This window comes from Halobacterium noricense (assembly GCF_021233435.1).
GTDB classification, from domain to species: domain Archaea; phylum Halobacteriota; class Halobacteria; order Halobacteriales; family Halobacteriaceae; genus Halobacterium; species Halobacterium noricense.
Genome location: NZ_CP089468.1, coordinates 2,101,517 through 2,116,539, shown reverse-complemented (window position 1 = coordinate 2,116,539; position 15,023 = coordinate 2,101,517). Strand labels below are relative to the sequence as shown.

Sequence of the window (15,023 nt, the reverse complement as noted above, 5' to 3'; positions counted from 1 at the left end):
GCGGGGGCAAAACGGTTCGGGACCAACTACTTTGCCGCCGCCCCGCCAAGGGACGGTATGGGTCTGACACTCTACGAACTGGACGGCTGCCCGTACTGCGAGAAGGCCGCGGACGCGCTCGACGACGCGGGCGTCGACTACGAGACGGTGTGGGTGGACGCGATGCACTCCGAGCGCAACGAGGTCAAGCGCGTGAGCGGGCAGCGCGGCGTCCCCGTGCTCGTGGACGACGACCACGGCGTGACGATGGCCGAGAGCGAGAACATCCTGACGTACGTCGAACGCACCCTCGCATGAAAATCTACACGCGCCGCGGCGACACCGGGAAGACGGACCTCCGGGACATGACGCGGGTGTCGAAGACCAGCCCGCGCATCGAAGCGTACGGCACCGTCGACGAGGTGAACGCCTTGCTCGGGACGGTGCGCCCGACCGGCGTCGACGAACTCGACGAGTACCTGGAGGCCGCGCAAAACCACCTCCACGTCGTGCAGGCCGACCTCGCCAACCCCGAACCCGAGGAGGGCGCCCCGGTCGTCACGGAGGAGCACGTGGACCAGGTCGAGGTGTGGATCGACGCCTGCGAGGAACAACTGGAGCCGCTGGAGTCGTTCATTCTACCGGGCGGCGACGAGTCGGGCGCGAGCCTCCACCACGCGCGAGCAGTCTGCCGGCGCGCCGAGCGCCGCGCGGTCGCGCTCGCCGACCACGAGGAGGAAGTCAACGAGACCGCAATCGCGTACCTGAACCGGCTCTCCGACGCCCTCTTCGTGTTCGCGCGGCTGGCGAACCTACAAGCGGGTGTCCGCGAGGAGTCGCCGTCGTACTGACGGCGCGCGGACGAGATGATGCCTTCGTCCCGTGTGGGACGCGGTTGGTGCCGACGGGTGACAGGCTGGGACAGACGCGGACGGACGGCCGGCGGCGTCCGCCGCACGAGTTTTAGGTTTGCCCAAAACGACTAAAATCTATCGGTGGCGGGCATCGGGACGTGGTTCGGTGCATCGCTTCGCGCGTCGACTAAACGCAAGCCTTAATGGCGGCCTACGGGTACTAACTGGTGCGCGGGTCGGTGGTCTAGTCCGGTTATGACGGCTCCTTCACACGGAGCAGGTCGGCGGTTCGAATCCGCCCCGACCCATGAGCATTTTCGCGGAACGAAGTGAAGCGAAAACGCGCAGTGGCGAGGCGTGGATTCGAACGGTCGACATCTAACTGTACTGCCTCCGCGTCGTGAACGGTGACCTCCAAGCAGAAGGACATCACCCAGGATATCCGTCGAACAGGGGTCCTATTCGTCGCTGGATCCGCCTCCCGCTCCAAGGAGTGTGAGTATAACAACTACTAGCTTGGATGCTAAGATTTCCGATTATCACTCTGAATCGGCATGCATACAGTGTTTCCCTAGTCAGTGCCAAGCATGATAGACGACTTCGAGTCCGAAGTTGGCGATGCGGTGCAGTGGTACTGGGAAACTCGGTCGGGGCAGGCCGAAGACCAACGCGACTCGGAAGACTCGACACGCGGGAAACGCGCGGAAGTCCTCGGCGGGAAGCAGATGGATTCATTCGCCGGTCTCGTCCAGGACATCCTAATCGAGGCAGGTGTGCCGGAGTCCTCGGTGAAACACGATTACTACGCGACGCTCCCGGGCTACTATCGACACGAAAAGGGGTGGGATACCGCAGTCGTACACGACGGCGAGTTACTCGCAGTCGTTGAGTACAAAAGCCAAGCTTCCAGTTTCGGAAACAATCTGAACAATAGAGTCGAGGAAGGGATCGGGAGCTTCACCGACCTCATCCAGGCGTACGAAGACGGCGTGTTTGAACCGTCACCACAGCCATTTATTGGGTATTTGATGCTCATGGCTGACAACGAGGAGTCGAGAAACGTACCAGACGTGCGGGAGGTGAACTTCTCTGTCGACGACGAGTTCGAAGACGCGACGTACGTCGATAGAATGGAACTATTCTGTAAGCGGATGGTTCGACAACGAGTGGTCAACGACGCCGCATTCGTCTTGAGTGACGAGGAACGGGGAATGAACGGCGAGTACTGGGAGCCAAACGAGGAACTCAAATTCAGACGTTTCGCTCGGTCTCTCGCATCGCACGTCCGCGGGCACATCGATATTCAACGAGACCTCGACACGGACGGGGATGGAGCGAGTGAGTGAGTTTACGTACGTACAAGTACTACGGAGCGATAATCCGGGGTACTGAATGAAAGGGCATGTCCCTACGCCCGATGATTTGGCCGAGCAAATAGTCAGGCGGTTGTTCCGAGACGTCCCGCCGACGAGCGACGCACGTATCCTGTACCCTGGCTGTGGGAGTGCGCCGTTCGCTGCTGCGGTCGAACGCGTATGCGATGCGGAAGGCTGGACGTACCCGGAAGGATTGGGCGTCGAAACGAACCCAGAACACCTCGAAAAGGCACGTGCTCGTGGTTTGCGTCACGTCGAGTTTGAGCAGCAGGACTATCTCGCCGACGAGATGCGTGATTACGGGCCGTTTACGTACATCGTCGGGAATCCGCCGTACGTCCCGATAGAAGGCCTATCTGAGGAGGAAAAAGAACGGTACAAGTCCAAGTTCCGCACGGCAGTCGGGCGCTTCGACCTGTACTTGCTCTTTTTTGAACGGTCACGAGAGTCACTCGCACCGGACGGAACGCTATCGTTCGTGACGCCGGAGAAGTTCGAGTACGTCGATACGGCCGAACCACTCCGTCGGCTATTGATGACCGGTGACGTGTACGTCGAGGAAATACACCACATCGACGAAGATGCGTTTACGGATCTCGTGACATTTCCGTGCATCACCACAGTTCGGCGTGCAGGAAACAACGCGGACTCGCGTGAGACGCGAGTGACACTTCGAGACGGGACGTCTCACACGGCTGTTCTGCCCAGCGACGGGAGTAGTTGGGCGAGCCAAATCAGAAATGCCGACCTGCAAGACATGCAAACCGGCGCGACGCTGAGTGACGTCACTGAGCGGATTAGCCCCGGGTTAGCGACTGGAGCGGACAACGTGTTCGTGACGAAAGCCGATCAGGTTCCGGAACAAATCGAGGAGAAGTGGGTCCGTCCCACGGTGAGCGGGAGTCAGTTACGGGAGTTCGACGGACCGTACACGGATAGCGTGTTTTTGTGCCCGTACAGGGATGACGGAACGCTCGCTGATGAGGAAGAGCTGGGCGAGTTCTTCTCGTGGCTCGAAGATCACCGTGAACGACTGGAGGACCGCTCGTGTGTCAAAAGCGGGAAGACGTGGTACGCGTGGCACGAAACTCCCCCGATGGAAGACATTCTGCAACCGAAAATCGTGTTCCGTGACCTCGTCCAGGAACCGAATTTCTGGATAGAAGAGCGAGGCACAGTCGTGCCGAAACACTCGGTGTACTACGCTGTGCCGAAGGACGGCGTCTCGGTAAACGAGCTCGTCGAGCACTTGAATTCGGCAGACGCACGCATGTGGATGAAAGCGAACTGCCAGAGAGCAAATAACGGCTACTATCGGCTGCAGTCACGAGTTCTGTCGAACCTTCCGGTACCGAAGCAGTGGGCGGACTCGTTTCAGGCGACGCTGTAGCCGACCCGACATAAGTGGGTGTTTGGGGCGTCCAAGCGACCTGGGCAACCCAGTCTTACAAGATACTGTCCCCGAGCAGGCTGGTGAGCGAACCGAGCTTCTAGTGGCGATTCAAATCCACGCGGACTACTTCGACGAGCGAAATGCGTGCTCCCCCGCCCAATCTACCCCTCGTACGGTTCGTGCGTCGCTTCCCAGCCGTCGAGCGTCGGTTCGACGTCCGTGACTCCGTAGAGGCGAATCGCTTGCTCTTGTTTCGTTCGGACGCGCGTGTCGTAGTGGTCGGCGGCGTACTCGAAGTCGTCGCCCGAGGCGTCGACGAACGCGCGGTGGTCGTCGAGGCGGCTGGCGGCGAACTCCCGAGAGAGCGCGGGAGCGTCGCGGATGCGGTCGTCGAAGGCGTCGGCGAGGCCGTCGTCGCGTTCGACGCCGACGGAGTGACGACCGGCGATTGCAGCGGCGAGGCTCGTGGTGCCGGTCCCCCAGAACGGGTCGAGGATGGTGTCGCCGTAGACGGAGTACATGTTCACGAGGCGGTAGGGGAGTTCCAGCGGGAACGCCGCCGAGCGCTCGCGCAACTCGGGGTCGGCGAGCGTCTGGTGTTCGCCGTTGAGGTCGTCCCAGACGTCCGAGAACCAGCGGTTGCGCTCCTCCCAGAAGTAGGCGGCCTCGTAGCGGCGGTCGGCGCGCGGCTCGAACTCGCGGCGCTGGCCGTTCCGGAAGACGAGGACGTGCTCGCGTTCGAGCGTGACGTACGCGTTCGGCGGCACCATCCCGCTGCCCATGAACTTCGCGGCGGAGTTGGCGGGTTTGCGCCAGAGCACGCCCGGGAGCGGGTCGAAGCCCAGCGACTGGAAGGCGTCGGTGACGCGCGCGTGGTTGTCGTAGACGCGGAACCGGCCGAGGTTGCGCGTGGCGTCGCCGACGTTGACGACGGCGATGCCGCCCGGGGCGAGCACGCGCGCGAGTTCCGCCCACGCGTCGTCGAGCACGGAGAGCATCAGGTCGTGGGCGCGGTCGCCGTCGCCGGCGTCGAGCGCGTCGCCGACGGCGGGGTCGAGGGCGGCGAAGACGTCGTCCCACATCTCTATCATCGGATACGGCGGCGACGTGACCACGAGGTCCACGGAGTCGTCGGCGAGCGGGAGGTCGCGGGCATCGCCGACGTGGACGCGGTGGGTGGTCTCCATTCACTCAGTCGTCCGCACGCCGACACGTAGGCGTTTCGCTGGCGTCAGGCGTCGCTCATGCGGCGCGCGTCGGTGGCGTCGCAGACCAGACACCGGCTCACGCGGTAGGGCTCCCGCGAGCAGCCGGGGTTGTCCACGGCGTGGTTCTCCACGCGGAGCTCGATGCGGACCGCGTGGCGGGTCGCTCGGTCGCAGTCCTGGCAGAACTCCCGGAGGTGCGAGTCGGGGGCGGTGGTGGTCATCGTGTCCGACCAGTCAATCGGCTAGAGTATAAACCGGGGATACCGTGGTCGCCGTTTTAGGACGGTTAAACCGAATTAACGACGGTTTACGAGCTGCTGCGACGCTGTGGAGAACCAGAACTGCTGGCCGCGGCCGTCGGACCTAACCACCAGCGTGGTGTGCGTTCACACGCCGGTGGCGTGGCTCGGCCAGGGGTGTCCGAGCGCGCAGCGACCGGCGCTCCGTCCTCACGTTTCTCACCGCACAGCCACCGCTCTCGGCTGCTCCCTCGGTCCGTCTCCGAAAGAAGAGCGGCGCGTGCCGACTACAGCAGGTCTTCGATGTCGTCCGCAACTTCCTCGGGGGTGTCGCCGACGGGGACGCCCGCCTCGTTGAGCGCGTTGATTTTGGACTCGGCGGTGCCGGTGCCGCTGCCGGAGACGATGGCACCCGCGTGGCCCATGCGCTTGCCCGGCGGCGCGGTGCGGCCCGCGATGAAGCCGGCGACCGGCGTGTCCATGTTCTGCGCGATGTACTCGGCGGCCTCCTCCTCGTCCTCGCCGCCGATTTCGCCACACATCACGACCGCTTCGGTCTCCTCGTCGGCCTCGAACAGTTCGAGGGCGTCGATGAAGTCCGTCCCGATGATGGGGTCGCCCCCGATGCCGATGGCGGTGGTCTGGCCGATGCCGCGCTGGGTGAGCGAGTCCACGACCTGGTAGGTCAGCGTGCCGGAGCGGGAGACGAGCCCGACCTTCCCCTCCGAGAAGATGTTCCCGGGGAGGATGCCGAGTTTCGCCTCGCCGGGCGTGATGATGCCCGGGCAGTTCGGCCCCTGCAGGCGGGTGTCGGTCTCCTGCAGGCGCTTGTTCACCTTCGCCATGTCCTGCGTGGGGATGCCTTCGGTGATGGCGACGGCGAGGTCGAGGTCCGTATCCAGCGCCTCGAAGATGGCGTCCGCGGCGAACGCCGGCGGCACGAAGATGACCGAGGCGTCGGCGTTCTCCTCGTCGACGGCGTCGTGGACAGTGTCGTACACCGGGACGCCGGCGACCTCCTGGCCGCCCTTGCCCGGCACCGCGCCCGCGACGACGTTCGTGCCGTAGTCAATCATCTGTTCGGCGTGGAACTTCCCTTCCCCGCCGGTGATGCCCTGTACCACGACGCGGGTGTCGTCGTCGACTAGAATGCTCATTGTCCTGCCTCCGTGTCAGCGTATTCGACGGCGCGCTGCACGGCGCCTTCGAGCGTTTCCTCGACGGTCACCAGCTCGTCGTTGAGAATCTCGCGGCCCTCCTCGGCGTTCGTGCCGGCGAGGCGCACCACGACGCGCTTGGGAATCTCGTCGAACTGTTCGAGCGCGGTGTTGATGCCCTTCGCGACCTCGTCGCCGCGCGTGATGCCGCCGAAGATGTTGAACACGACGCTGTCGACGTTCTCGTCGCTGAACACCATGTCGAGGGCGTTCGCGACGCGTTCGGCTTTCGCGCCGCCGCCGATGTCCAGGAAGTTCGCGGGCTCGCCGCCGTAGTAGTCCACGAGGTCCAGCGTCGTCATCACGAGCCCGGCGCCGTTGCCGATGATGCCGACGTTGCCGTCGAGGCGCACGTAGTCGAAGCCGTACTCGTTGGCCTTGGCTTCGAGTTCGTCCTCGGCGGCCTCGTCCTCCATCTCCGCGAGTTCCGGCTGCCGGAACAGCGCGTCCTCGTCGATGTTCATCACGGCGTCGGCCGCGATGACTTCGTCGTCGCTGGTGACCATCAGGGGGTTGACCTCGACGTCGCTGCCGTCGCGGTCCTCGTAGAGTTCGTAGAGGGTCGTCAGGATGGACGCGACGTCGCCCGCGACCTCGCGGGGGATACCGGCGTCGTAGACGACCTTCCGTGCCTGGAAGGGATGGAGGCCGAACGCGGGGTCGACGTGCTCCCGGGCGATGGCCTCGGGGTCTTCCTCCGCGACTTCCTCGATGTTGACGCCACCCTTCTCGGAGACCATCACGACGGGCTTGCCCTCGCCGCGGTCCATGGTGACGCCGACGTACAGTTCGTTCGTGAAGTCGACCGCTTCCTCGACGAGAACTTTGTCGACCGTGTACCCCTTGAGGTCCATGCCGAGGATGGACTCGGCGGCCTCGCGGGCTTCGGTTTCGTTCTCGGCGAGCTTGATGCCGCCGGCCTTGCCGCGGCCGCCGACGTGTACCTGGGCCTTCACCGCGACGGGGTAGCCGAGGTCACTCGCGGCCTCGACGACCTCGTCGACGGACGTGGCGAGCGTCGACCCGGGAGTCGGGATGCCCGCCTCGGCGAAGACCTGCTTCGCCTGATACTCGTGGAGCTTCATTTTGCACTCGAAAGGCTGTCGCGGGCTCGCATAAAGCCAACCCTTCTCACTCACCCCTGCCGCTTTCGGGCGGTCGGGTCGCAGAGGCGATTCGACCCTGCTGTAGTCGTACGGTTTCGGGGGGCTGCGTTAGTCCCGACGTTGGGACAGAGAAAACGAGCAGCCGGACGACACGACCGCGATTGCGGGCGTGGGAGCGACGGGCGAACCAGCGCGCGTACGTGAAATCTTCCGCTCGAACTGGCGCGCCGCGCTCGCGGCCGTTCTGTGCCACCAGTGACAACGGATAGAAACGTTAATCTGTCTTACCTGAAATGCAACGCTCATGACACGCGTGCTGAAGACGTCGGGATTCCTCGGCCTCGCAGTCCAGATGCTGTACGGGATGCAGAACGCCTACCTCGTCATGCCCGGCGGGCCGAACCTTCCGGGGTGGATGGTCGGCGCGCACGCCCACCTCGGCGTGCTCTCCATCCTCGCGGTCGTCGTCGGGTTCGCCGTCGACCACTACGACCTGCAAGGTCGGGAGCGCTCGCTCGTCCAGTGGTTCTACGTCGTCGGGCAGTGGGTCGTCCCGGGGAGCGTCGTCGCCGCGGAAGGGCTCTCGATGCCGCCGCTGCACTCGCTGGCGTTCGTCGCGGGCACGCTCCTCTTCGTCGCGATGGCCGACCTGACGTACCGCGCGGCCACCCACGAGGCCTGACGCTCGTTCGCGGGGCTGTGGCGTGGGCTTCGCTCGCAAACCGTACGCTTTTTAACTGGCGGCGCGGATACGGCGTGGTACACCATGACAGAACGAGAAACCTGGGCCACGAGACTCGGCTTCATCCTCGCGGCCGTCGGGTCGGCGGTCGGCCTCGGAAACATCTGGCAGTTCCCGTTCAAGACGGGGACGAACGGCGGCGCGGCGTTCGTCTTCGTCTACCTGCTCGCCGCCCTGCTCATCGGGCTCCCCGCCATCCTCGGGGAGTTCGTCGTCGGGCGGCGCGCGAACATCAACGCCGTCGAAGCGTTCGACCGACTGAAACACCCCGCGTGGACGGTCGTGGGCGCAATCGGCCTGCTCACGGGCCTGTGGATTCTCTCCTACTACAGCGTCGTCGGTGGCTGGGTTATCCGGTACGTCTTCGGGAGCGCAACCGGCGCGTACTTCGGTGACGCCGCCGGCTACTTCGCGTCCGTCTCCGCGGGTTGGGAGGCCATCGCCTTCCACGCCGTCTTCATGGCCATCACCGCGGGCATCGTCGCGTTCGGCGTCGAGGACGGCATCGAGAAGGCGACGAAGCTGATGGTGCCGTCCATCGTCGTCATGCTCGTCGCGCTCGCCGTCTACGCGTTCACCCTCGACGGCTCCGCGGCGGCGTACAGCTACTACCTCTCCCCGGACTTCGACTACCTCGCGAACAACCTCGGCAGCGTCGTCCCGTTCGCGGTGAGCCAGGCGTTCTTCTCGCTGTCCCTGGGGATGGGCGCGATGATTACGTACGCGTCCTATCTCGGTGACGACGACAGCCTCCCCGCGGACGGCAGCCTCGTCGTCGTGCTGAACACCGCGGTCGGCCTGCTCGCCGGCCTCGTCGTCATCCCGCTGCTGTTCGTGCAGTTCGGCGGCGTGCCGGACGCCGCGGCCGGCGGCGGCCCCGGCGCGCTGTTCGTCGCCGTCGCGCAGGTGTTCGCCGACCTCGGCGCCGCGGGGCAGGCGCTCGGCGCGGTGTTCTTCCTTGTCGTGCTCATCGCCGCGCTCTCCTCGGCAATCAGTCTGCTGGAGGTCGTCACCTCCTACGTCGTGGACAACTACGGCTACAGCCGCCCCGGAACCGCGTTCGCGTTCGCCGGCGGCCTGTTCGTCCTCGGCACACTCTCCGCGTGGAACACCGCGTGGCTCGGCTGGTTCGACACGCTCGCGTACAGCGTGTTGCTCCCGCTGTCGGTACTGCTCGGCGTCATCTTCGTGGGCTGGGTGTACGGCCCCGAAGCTGTCGACGAAATCAAGAAGGGGACCAGCGGCGGCGAGACGTTCGCCACCGCGTGGCTCTGGTCGATTCGGACGTACGTGCTCGTGGGCGTGTTCGTGACCCTCTATCTGGGCGTCACGGACATCTACGCCGCGCCGCCGATTCCGAGCCTCTAGGAACCGTCACCGCCGTGGCGGTTTTGGCGCGGACCCATAGTTCTATAACGGTTTTTTAGCGTCTTTCCGCGGTGTTTTCTACGGTTTGGCGGTTCGTCAGTCGCAACCCTCAAATGCGGGGGGTTGCTACGGCGTACCTAATGACACGCGAGTCCTGGCAGACACGAATCGGGTTCATCCTCGCGGCCGTCGGGTCGGCCGTGGGGCTCGGGAACCTCTGGCGGTTCCCGTGGATGACCAGCGAGAACGGCGGCGCGGCGTTCCTCCTCGTCTACCTCGGCATCGTCCTGCTCGTCGGCGTCCCCGGGTTGCTCGCGGAGTTCGTCATCGGCCGCCGCTCCCGGCGCAACCCCGTCGGCGCGCTCTCCGAACTCTCCGACTCGAAGTACTGGTCTGCGTTCGGGCACGTCTTCGTCGTCACCGGCGTCGTCCTCCTCTCGTTCTACAGCGTCGTCGGCGGGTGGATTCTGCGCTACTTCGCGGAGAGCTTCACGGGCGCGTACTTCGCCGATCCCGGCGCGCACTTCGGCGCAATCAGCTACGGGGTCGAAGCTGTGGCGTTCCACCTTCTTTTCCTCGGTATCACCGCGCTCGTCGTGCTCCGCGGCGTCCGACGGGGCATCGAGAAGGCGACGAAACTGATGATGCCCGCCATCGTCGTGTTGCTCGTCGCGCTCGCGGCGTGGGGCGTCACCCTCGACGGCGCGGCCGAAGGCGTCGCCTTCTTCCTCTCGCCGGACGTCGCCTTCCTGCGCGCGAACTTCTTCGACATCCTCCCGCAGGCCGCCGGCCAGGCGCTGTTCACGCTCTCGCTGGGTGCCGGGACGATGCTGACGTACGCCTCCTACATCGGCGAGGACCGCTCGCTGGTCACCGACGGCACCGCCATCGCCGTGCTCAACACGGTCGTCGGCGTGCTCGCGGGCGTCGTCGTCTTCCCCATCCTGTTCGCGCTCGGTGCCGGCGCGGGCGGCGGTGGCCCGGGCGCGCTGTTCGTCAGCCTCGCGGGCGCGTTCGCCGCGCTTCCTTACGGACAGGTCGTCGGCGTCGTGTTCTTCGGCGTCGTGCTGCTGGCCGCGCTCTCCTCCTCGATCTCGATGCTAGAGATTCCGGTCTCGTTCCTCGTCGACGAGTACGGCGTCTCGCGGCGTCGCGCCGTCGCCGGGCTCGCCGGCCTGTTCGCCGTCACCGGGAGTATCTGCGCGCTCGACGCCGAGATATTCGGCGTGGTCGCCGGCCCGGTCGTCGACCTCCTGTTGACCGGCGGGCTCGTCGGCTTCCTGCTGTTCGCGGGCTGGGTGCTCGGCACGGACGCCGTCGACGAACTCCAGCGCGGCGCTGGGTCGCTCACGCGGTCGCTGGCGACACCGTGGCTGTACGCGGTCGGCGTCGTCATCCCCGTGTTCCTCATCTTCACGTTCGTCTCCGGGCTCGCGGGCGCGCTCGGTGTCGCTGTCGGCCCGCTCTCGCTGCTCGGGGTCACCTTCGACCAGACGCGCGTGTTCCTGGTGGTCACCGCGGCAGTCGCCGCCGCGTCGTTCCTCGGGCTGCGGCGTTCCCGCTCGGTTCTGTGAGCTAGCGCCGCCGTTTCGGGTTGCGGTCGTCTCGGAATCCTTTTGCCGCCGGTGGGGAAACGAAGGCACAATCAGATGACGATGGAAGAGCGCATCGAGGAACTGCGCGAGAAGACCGAGCGCGCACTCCTCGGCGGCGGCGAGGACCGAATCGAGTCCCAACACGAGAAGGGGAAGATGACCGCCCGGGAGCGCATCGACTACTTCCTCGACGACGGCACGTTCAACGAGTTCGACCAGCTGCGCACCCACCGCAGCCACAACTTCGGGATGGAGGAGAAACAGCTCCCCGGGGACGGCGTGGTCACGGGCTACGGCGAGGTGAACGGCCGCACCGTCTTCGTGTTCGCCCACGACTTCACCGTCTTCGGCGGCAGCCTCGGCGAGGTGTTCGCCGAGAAGGTCACGAAGGTCATGGACAAGGCCGTGGAGGTCGGCGCGCCCGTCATCGGGCTCAACGACTCCGCGGGCGCTCGCATCCAGGAGGGCGTCGACGCCCTCGGCGGGTTCGCGGAAATCTTCACGCGAAACGAGAAGGCGTCGGGTGTCGTCCCCCAGATTTCGGCCATCATGGGGCCGTGCGCGGGCGGCGCGGTCTACAGTCCCGCGATTACGGACTTCATCTTCATGGTGAAAGACACCAGCCACATGTTCATCACCGGCCCCGACGTCATCGAGACGGTCACCGGCGAACAGGTCGGCTTCGAGGAACTCGGCGGCGCGACCACCCACTCCTCGGAGTCCGGCGTCGCGCACTTCGCCTGCGACAGCGAGGAGGAAGCTCTCGACAACATCAAGCGCCTGCTCTCCTATCTCCCCCAGAACAACGTCGAGGACCCACCCAGGGTCGAGCCCTACGACGACCCCGAGCGCCGCGACGACGCCCTCGAAACCATCGTCCCCGACGAACCCCGCAAGCCCTACGACATGACCGACGTCATCGGGAGCGTCGTCGACGAGAACTCCTTCTTCGAGGTCCAGGAGAACTACGCGAAGAACATGGTCGTCGGGTTCGCGCGCCTCGACGGCCGCTCCGTCGGCGTGGTCGCCAACCAGCCCCGCGTGAGCGCGGGCACCCTCGACATCGAGGCCTCCGAGAAGGCCAGCCGGTTCGTCCGGTTCTGTGACTCGTTCAACGTCCCCATCGTCACGTTCGTGGACGTCCCCGGCTTCATGCCCGGGACCGACCAGGAGCACAACGGCATCATCCGCCACGGCGCGAAACTCCTCTACGCGTACTCGGAGGCCAGCGTCCCGCTGCTGACGGTCATCACGCGGAAGGCCTACGGCGGCGCGTACGACGTGATGGCCTCCAAGCACCTCGGCGCGGACGTCAACTACGCGTGGCCGACCGCCGAAATCGCCGTGATGGGGCCGAAGGGCGCGGTGAACGTCCTCTACCGCGAGGAGCTCGACGACGCCGAGAACCCCGACGAGCTCCGCGACCAGCTCATCGACGAGTACCGCGAGGAGTTCGCCAATCCGTATACGGCTGCGGACCGCGGCTACCTCGACGCCGTCATCGAGCCGACGGAGACGCGCCCACGCCTGATTCAGGACCTGGAGATGCTGGCGAGCAAGCGCGAGGAGTCGCCCGACAAGAAACACGGCAACATCCCGCTGTGATGGCCGTGACGGACCGCGACATCTCAGTTTCCGAGGATGCGACCGAGGCGGAGGCCGCCGCCATCGCGGCCGCGGTGAGCGCGCACCTCGCGCGCCTCGAAGCCGCAGCCGCGGCCGCCGAGAGCGGCGACGCGTCGTGGGACGGCGAGAAGTGGACGTTCGCGGGGCGCCTCGACGCTGTCGGCGGGCGCGCCGACCGCGTGCCCGACGGCGCACCGACGGACCCGTGGACGGCAGCGGGCCGCAGCGACCGGTTCTGAGAGACGGCTCCCGTTCTCCGAGTGCGACCGTTTGTCAACCGAGTCGCGGCACGTAGTGGGCAGTTCAGAACCAGAGCAAGACGGTCGCGCTCGCCACGCTCGCGCGCTGCGACTTGCGGGATTCGAATCCAGCCTGCCGGGCATTTCTGCTTCACTCCGTTCCGCAAAACTTCTCGCGGCCCACCGCGAATTCGAACCGACAGTATGAGTAGGGCGTCCGGAGAACGGTCTCTCAAGAATGTTCGAGAAGGTTCTCGTCGCGAACCGCGGCGAAATCGCCGTTCGCGTGATGCGGGCGTGCGAGGAACTCGGTATCGAGACGGTCGCCGTCTACAGCGACGCCGACAAGCACTCGGGCCACGTCCGGTACGCGGACGAAGCCTACAACGTCGGCCCCTCCCGCGCGGCGGACTCGTACCTCGACCACGAGGCCATCATCGACGCCGCCCAGCAGGCCGACGCCGACGCCATTCACCCCGGCTACGGCTTCCTCGCCGAGAACGCCGACTTCGCCGGGAAGGTCGAGGGCACCGAAGGCGTGACGTGGGTCGGCCCGTCGGCCGACTCGATGGAGCAGCTCGGCGAGAAGACGAAGGCCCGACAGACGATGCGCGCGGCCGACGTCCCCATCGTTCCCGGCACCACCGAGCCCGCCGAGTCCGCCGAAGAGGTCGAGGCGTTCGGCGACGAGCACGGCTACCCCGTCGCCATCAAGGCGGAGGGCGGCGGCGGCGGCCGCGGCATGAAAATCGTCCGCAGCGCCGACGAGGCCGACGAGCAGTTCGAGTCCGCGAAGCGGGAGGGTGAGGCGTACTTCGACAACGACAACGTCTACCTCGAACGCTACCTCCAGAACCCGCGCCACATCGAGGTGCAAATCGTCGCCGACGAGCAGGGCAACGTCCGCCACCTCGGGGAGCGGGATTGCTCGCTGCAGCGCCGCCACCAGAAGGTCATCGAGGAGGGGCCGAGCCCCGCGCTCACCGACGACCTCCGCGAGGAAATCGGGGAGGCCGCGCGCCGCGGCGCGGACGCCGCCGGCTACACGAACGCGGGGACCTTCGAGTTTCTCGTCGAGGACGACCCGGAACGGGAGGCGGGCGAACTGCTCGGCGCGGACGCGGACTTCTACTTCCTCGAAGTCAACACCAGGATTCAGGTCGAACACACCGTCACGGAAGCGTTGACGGGCATCGACATCGTGAAGTACCAGCTCCGGGTCGCGGCCGGCGAGGAACTGGACTTCGCGCAGGCCGACGTCGAACTCGACGGGCACGCCGTCGAGTACCGCATCAACGCCGAGAACGCCGCCGACGACTTCGCGCCCGCGACTGGCGGGAGCCTGGAGACGTACGACCCGCCGGGCGGTATCGGCGTACGCGTCGACGACGCGCTCCGGCAGGGCGACGACCTCGTCACCGACTACGACTCGATGGTCGCCAAACTCATCGTGCACGGGAGCGACCGGGAGGAGACCATCGCGCGCTCCCAGCGTGCGCTCGCCGAGTACGACGTCGAGGGCATTCCGACGATCGTGCCGTTCCACCGGCTGATGCTCACCGACGACGCGTTCGTCGGCGGCACGCACACGACGAAGTACCTCGACGAACACCTCGACCCCGAGCGCATCGACGAGGCCCAGGAGAAGTGGGGCACGGAGCCCGCGAGCGCCGAGGGTGAGGAGGACGTCGTGGAGCGGGACTTCACCGTCGAAGTCAACGGAAAGCGCTTCGAGGTCGAACTCGAGGAGCGCGGCGCAGCCCAACTCGCCGTCGGCGAGGCCGAGAGCGGTGCCGGCCGACCACCCGAGCCCGCCGGTGGCGATGAGGAGTCCGAGACGGTCGTCGAGGGCGGCGGGGAGACCGTCGAGTCCGAGATGCAGGGGACGATTCTCTCGGTGGACGTCGAAGAGGGCGAGGAGGTCGAACCCGGGGACGTGCTGGTGGTGTTGGAAGCGATGAAGATGGAGAACGACGTGGTGGCCTCCCACGGCGGCACCGTCACGCAGGTGGCCGTCGAGGAGGGCGACAGCGTCGACATGGGCGACGTGCTCGTCGTCATCGACTGACTACCGACGCCCG

Annotated in this window: 14 protein-coding genes and 1 tRNA gene; 11 read left to right on the top strand and 4 right to left on the bottom strand. The window is 65.9% G+C overall.

The annotated features are described in order from the left end of the window. Positions 1-57 precede the first annotated feature (57 nt). The 5 genes from LT974_RS11225 to LT974_RS11205 all read left to right on the top strand — a co-directional run bounded on the left by LT974_RS11225 (position 58) and on the right by LT974_RS11205 (position 3,599). Positions 58-297 carry a glutaredoxin family protein gene (locus LT974_RS11225; RefSeq protein WP_058983768.1) on the top strand — a complete coding sequence of 80 codons (240 nt, stop codon included), beginning with the start codon at positions 58-60 and terminating at the stop codon, positions 295-297. Further along, positions 294-830, top strand: a complete 537-nt coding sequence (locus LT974_RS11220) for a cob(I)yrinic acid a,c-diamide adenosyltransferase (RefSeq protein ID WP_232587739.1) — start codon at positions 294-296, stop codon at positions 828-830. Before LT974_RS11225 ends, LT974_RS11220 begins: the two co-directional genes overlap by 4 nt. A gap of 236 nt (positions 831-1,066) precedes the next feature. Continuing rightward, positions 1,067-1,141, top strand: a tRNA-Val gene (locus tag LT974_RS11215). Positions 1,142-1,420: 279 nt separating this feature from the next. Then, positions 1,421-2,179 (top strand): PaeR7I family type II restriction endonuclease, encoded by a 759-nt coding sequence (locus LT974_RS11210; RefSeq protein WP_269785388.1) that lies wholly within the window; start codon positions 1,421-1,423, stop codon positions 2,177-2,179. A gap of 46 nt (positions 2,180-2,225) precedes the next feature. Continuing rightward, complete coding sequence (locus tag LT974_RS11205; RefSeq protein WP_232587737.1) at positions 2,226-3,599, top strand: Eco57I restriction-modification methylase domain-containing protein; 1,374 nt, start codon at positions 2,226-2,228, stop codon at positions 3,597-3,599. 164 nt (positions 3,600-3,763) lie between these two features. On the opposite strand, the gene LT974_RS11200 is transcribed toward LT974_RS11205, so the two are convergent. The 4 genes from LT974_RS11200 to sucC form a co-directional block, all read right to left on the bottom strand. Further along, complete coding sequence (locus LT974_RS11200) at positions 3,764-4,789, bottom strand: DNA-methyltransferase (protein WP_232587736.1); 1,026 nt, start codon at positions 4,787-4,789, stop codon at positions 3,764-3,766. Positions 4,790-4,833: 44 nt separating this feature from the next. Next, positions 4,834-5,031: a DUF7835 family putative zinc beta-ribbon protein gene (locus tag LT974_RS11195; RefSeq protein WP_232587735.1), complete on the bottom strand. Its 198-nt coding sequence runs from the start codon at positions 5,029-5,031 to the stop codon at positions 4,834-4,836. Positions 5,032-5,336: 305 nt separating this feature from the next. Then, the gene (sucD, locus tag LT974_RS11190; protein ID WP_232587734.1) at positions 5,337-6,206 is read right to left on the bottom strand and encodes a succinate--CoA ligase subunit alpha; all 870 of its coding nucleotides are present in this window, start codon (positions 6,204-6,206) and stop codon (positions 5,337-5,339) included. Next, positions 6,203-7,351 carry an ADP-forming succinate--CoA ligase subunit beta gene (gene sucC, locus LT974_RS11185; protein ID WP_232587733.1) on the bottom strand — a complete coding sequence of 383 codons (1,149 nt, stop codon included), beginning with the start codon at positions 7,349-7,351 and terminating at the stop codon, positions 6,203-6,205. The genes sucD and sucC overlap by 4 nt, the downstream gene beginning before the upstream one ends. A gap of 325 nt (positions 7,352-7,676) precedes the next feature. Between sucC and LT974_RS11180 the strand changes: the two genes are divergently transcribed. From LT974_RS11180 to LT974_RS11155, 6 genes are all read left to right on the top strand, one after another. Further along, a complete protein-coding gene (locus LT974_RS11180; RefSeq protein ID WP_232587732.1) occupies positions 7,677-8,054 on the top strand; it encodes a hypothetical protein in 378 nt (125 codons plus the stop codon). Positions 8,055-8,138: 84 nt separating this feature from the next. Further along, on the top strand, positions 8,139-9,482 hold the full coding sequence (locus LT974_RS11175; protein WP_232587731.1) for a sodium-dependent transporter: 1,344 nt from the start codon (positions 8,139-8,141) through the stop codon (positions 9,480-9,482). Between the two features lie 140 nt (positions 9,483-9,622). Further along, positions 9,623-11,056 carry a sodium-dependent transporter gene (locus LT974_RS11170; protein ID WP_232587730.1) on the top strand — a complete coding sequence of 478 codons (1,434 nt, stop codon included), beginning with the start codon at positions 9,623-9,625 and terminating at the stop codon, positions 11,054-11,056. A gap of 81 nt (positions 11,057-11,137) precedes the next feature. Further along, positions 11,138-12,682: an acyl-CoA carboxylase subunit beta gene (locus tag LT974_RS11165; RefSeq protein WP_408611721.1), complete on the top strand. Its 1,545-nt coding sequence runs from the start codon at positions 11,138-11,140 to the stop codon at positions 12,680-12,682. Next, positions 12,682-12,942: an acc operon protein gene (locus LT974_RS11160; protein ID WP_232587728.1), complete on the top strand. Its 261-nt coding sequence runs from the start codon at positions 12,682-12,684 to the stop codon at positions 12,940-12,942. The genes LT974_RS11165 and LT974_RS11160 overlap by 1 nt, the downstream gene beginning before the upstream one ends. A gap of 238 nt (positions 12,943-13,180) precedes the next feature. Then, positions 13,181-15,010, top strand: a complete 1,830-nt coding sequence (locus tag LT974_RS11155) for an acetyl-CoA carboxylase biotin carboxylase subunit (protein WP_232587727.1) — start codon at positions 13,181-13,183, stop codon at positions 15,008-15,010. The last annotated feature ends 13 nt before the right edge of the window (positions 15,011-15,023 follow it).

What these genes read in the sequence shown, in the direction of transcription:
- LT974_RS11225 (WP_058983768.1), top strand. Translation starts at nt 58, where the DNA reads ATGGGTCTGACACTCTACGAACTGGACGGCTGCCCGTACTGCGAGAAG.
- LT974_RS11220 (WP_232587739.1), top strand. Translation starts at nt 294, where the DNA reads ATGAAAATCTACACGCGCCGCGGCGACACCGGGAAGACGGACCTCCGG.
- LT974_RS11210 (WP_269785388.1), top strand. Translation starts at nt 1,421, where the DNA reads ATGATAGACGACTTCGAGTCCGAAGTTGGCGATGCGGTGCAGTGGTAC.
- LT974_RS11205 (WP_232587737.1), top strand. Translation starts at nt 2,226, where the DNA reads ATGAAAGGGCATGTCCCTACGCCCGATGATTTGGCCGAGCAAATAGTC.
- LT974_RS11200 (WP_232587736.1), bottom strand. Translation starts at nt 4,789, where the DNA reads ATGGAGACCACCCACCGCGTCCACGTCGGCGATGCCCGCGACCTCCCG.
- LT974_RS11195 (WP_232587735.1), bottom strand. Translation starts at nt 5,031, where the DNA reads ATGACCACCACCGCCCCCGACTCGCACCTCCGGGAGTTCTGCCAGGAC.
- sucD (WP_232587734.1), bottom strand. Translation starts at nt 6,206, where the DNA reads ATGAGCATTCTAGTCGACGACGACACCCGCGTCGTGGTACAGGGCATC.
- sucC (WP_232587733.1), bottom strand. Translation starts at nt 7,351, where the DNA reads ATGAAGCTCCACGAGTATCAGGCGAAGCAGGTCTTCGCCGAGGCGGGC.
- LT974_RS11180 (WP_232587732.1), top strand. Translation starts at nt 7,677, where the DNA reads ATGACACGCGTGCTGAAGACGTCGGGATTCCTCGGCCTCGCAGTCCAG.
- LT974_RS11175 (WP_232587731.1), top strand. Translation starts at nt 8,139, where the DNA reads ATGACAGAACGAGAAACCTGGGCCACGAGACTCGGCTTCATCCTCGCG.
- LT974_RS11170 (WP_232587730.1), top strand. Translation starts at nt 9,623, where the DNA reads ATGACACGCGAGTCCTGGCAGACACGAATCGGGTTCATCCTCGCGGCC.
- LT974_RS11165 (WP_408611721.1), top strand. Translation starts at nt 11,138, where the DNA reads ATGGAAGAGCGCATCGAGGAACTGCGCGAGAAGACCGAGCGCGCACTC.
- LT974_RS11160 (WP_232587728.1), top strand. Translation starts at nt 12,682, where the DNA reads ATGGCCGTGACGGACCGCGACATCTCAGTTTCCGAGGATGCGACCGAG.
- LT974_RS11155 (WP_232587727.1), top strand. Translation starts at nt 13,181, where the DNA reads ATGTTCGAGAAGGTTCTCGTCGCGAACCGCGGCGAAATCGCCGTTCGC.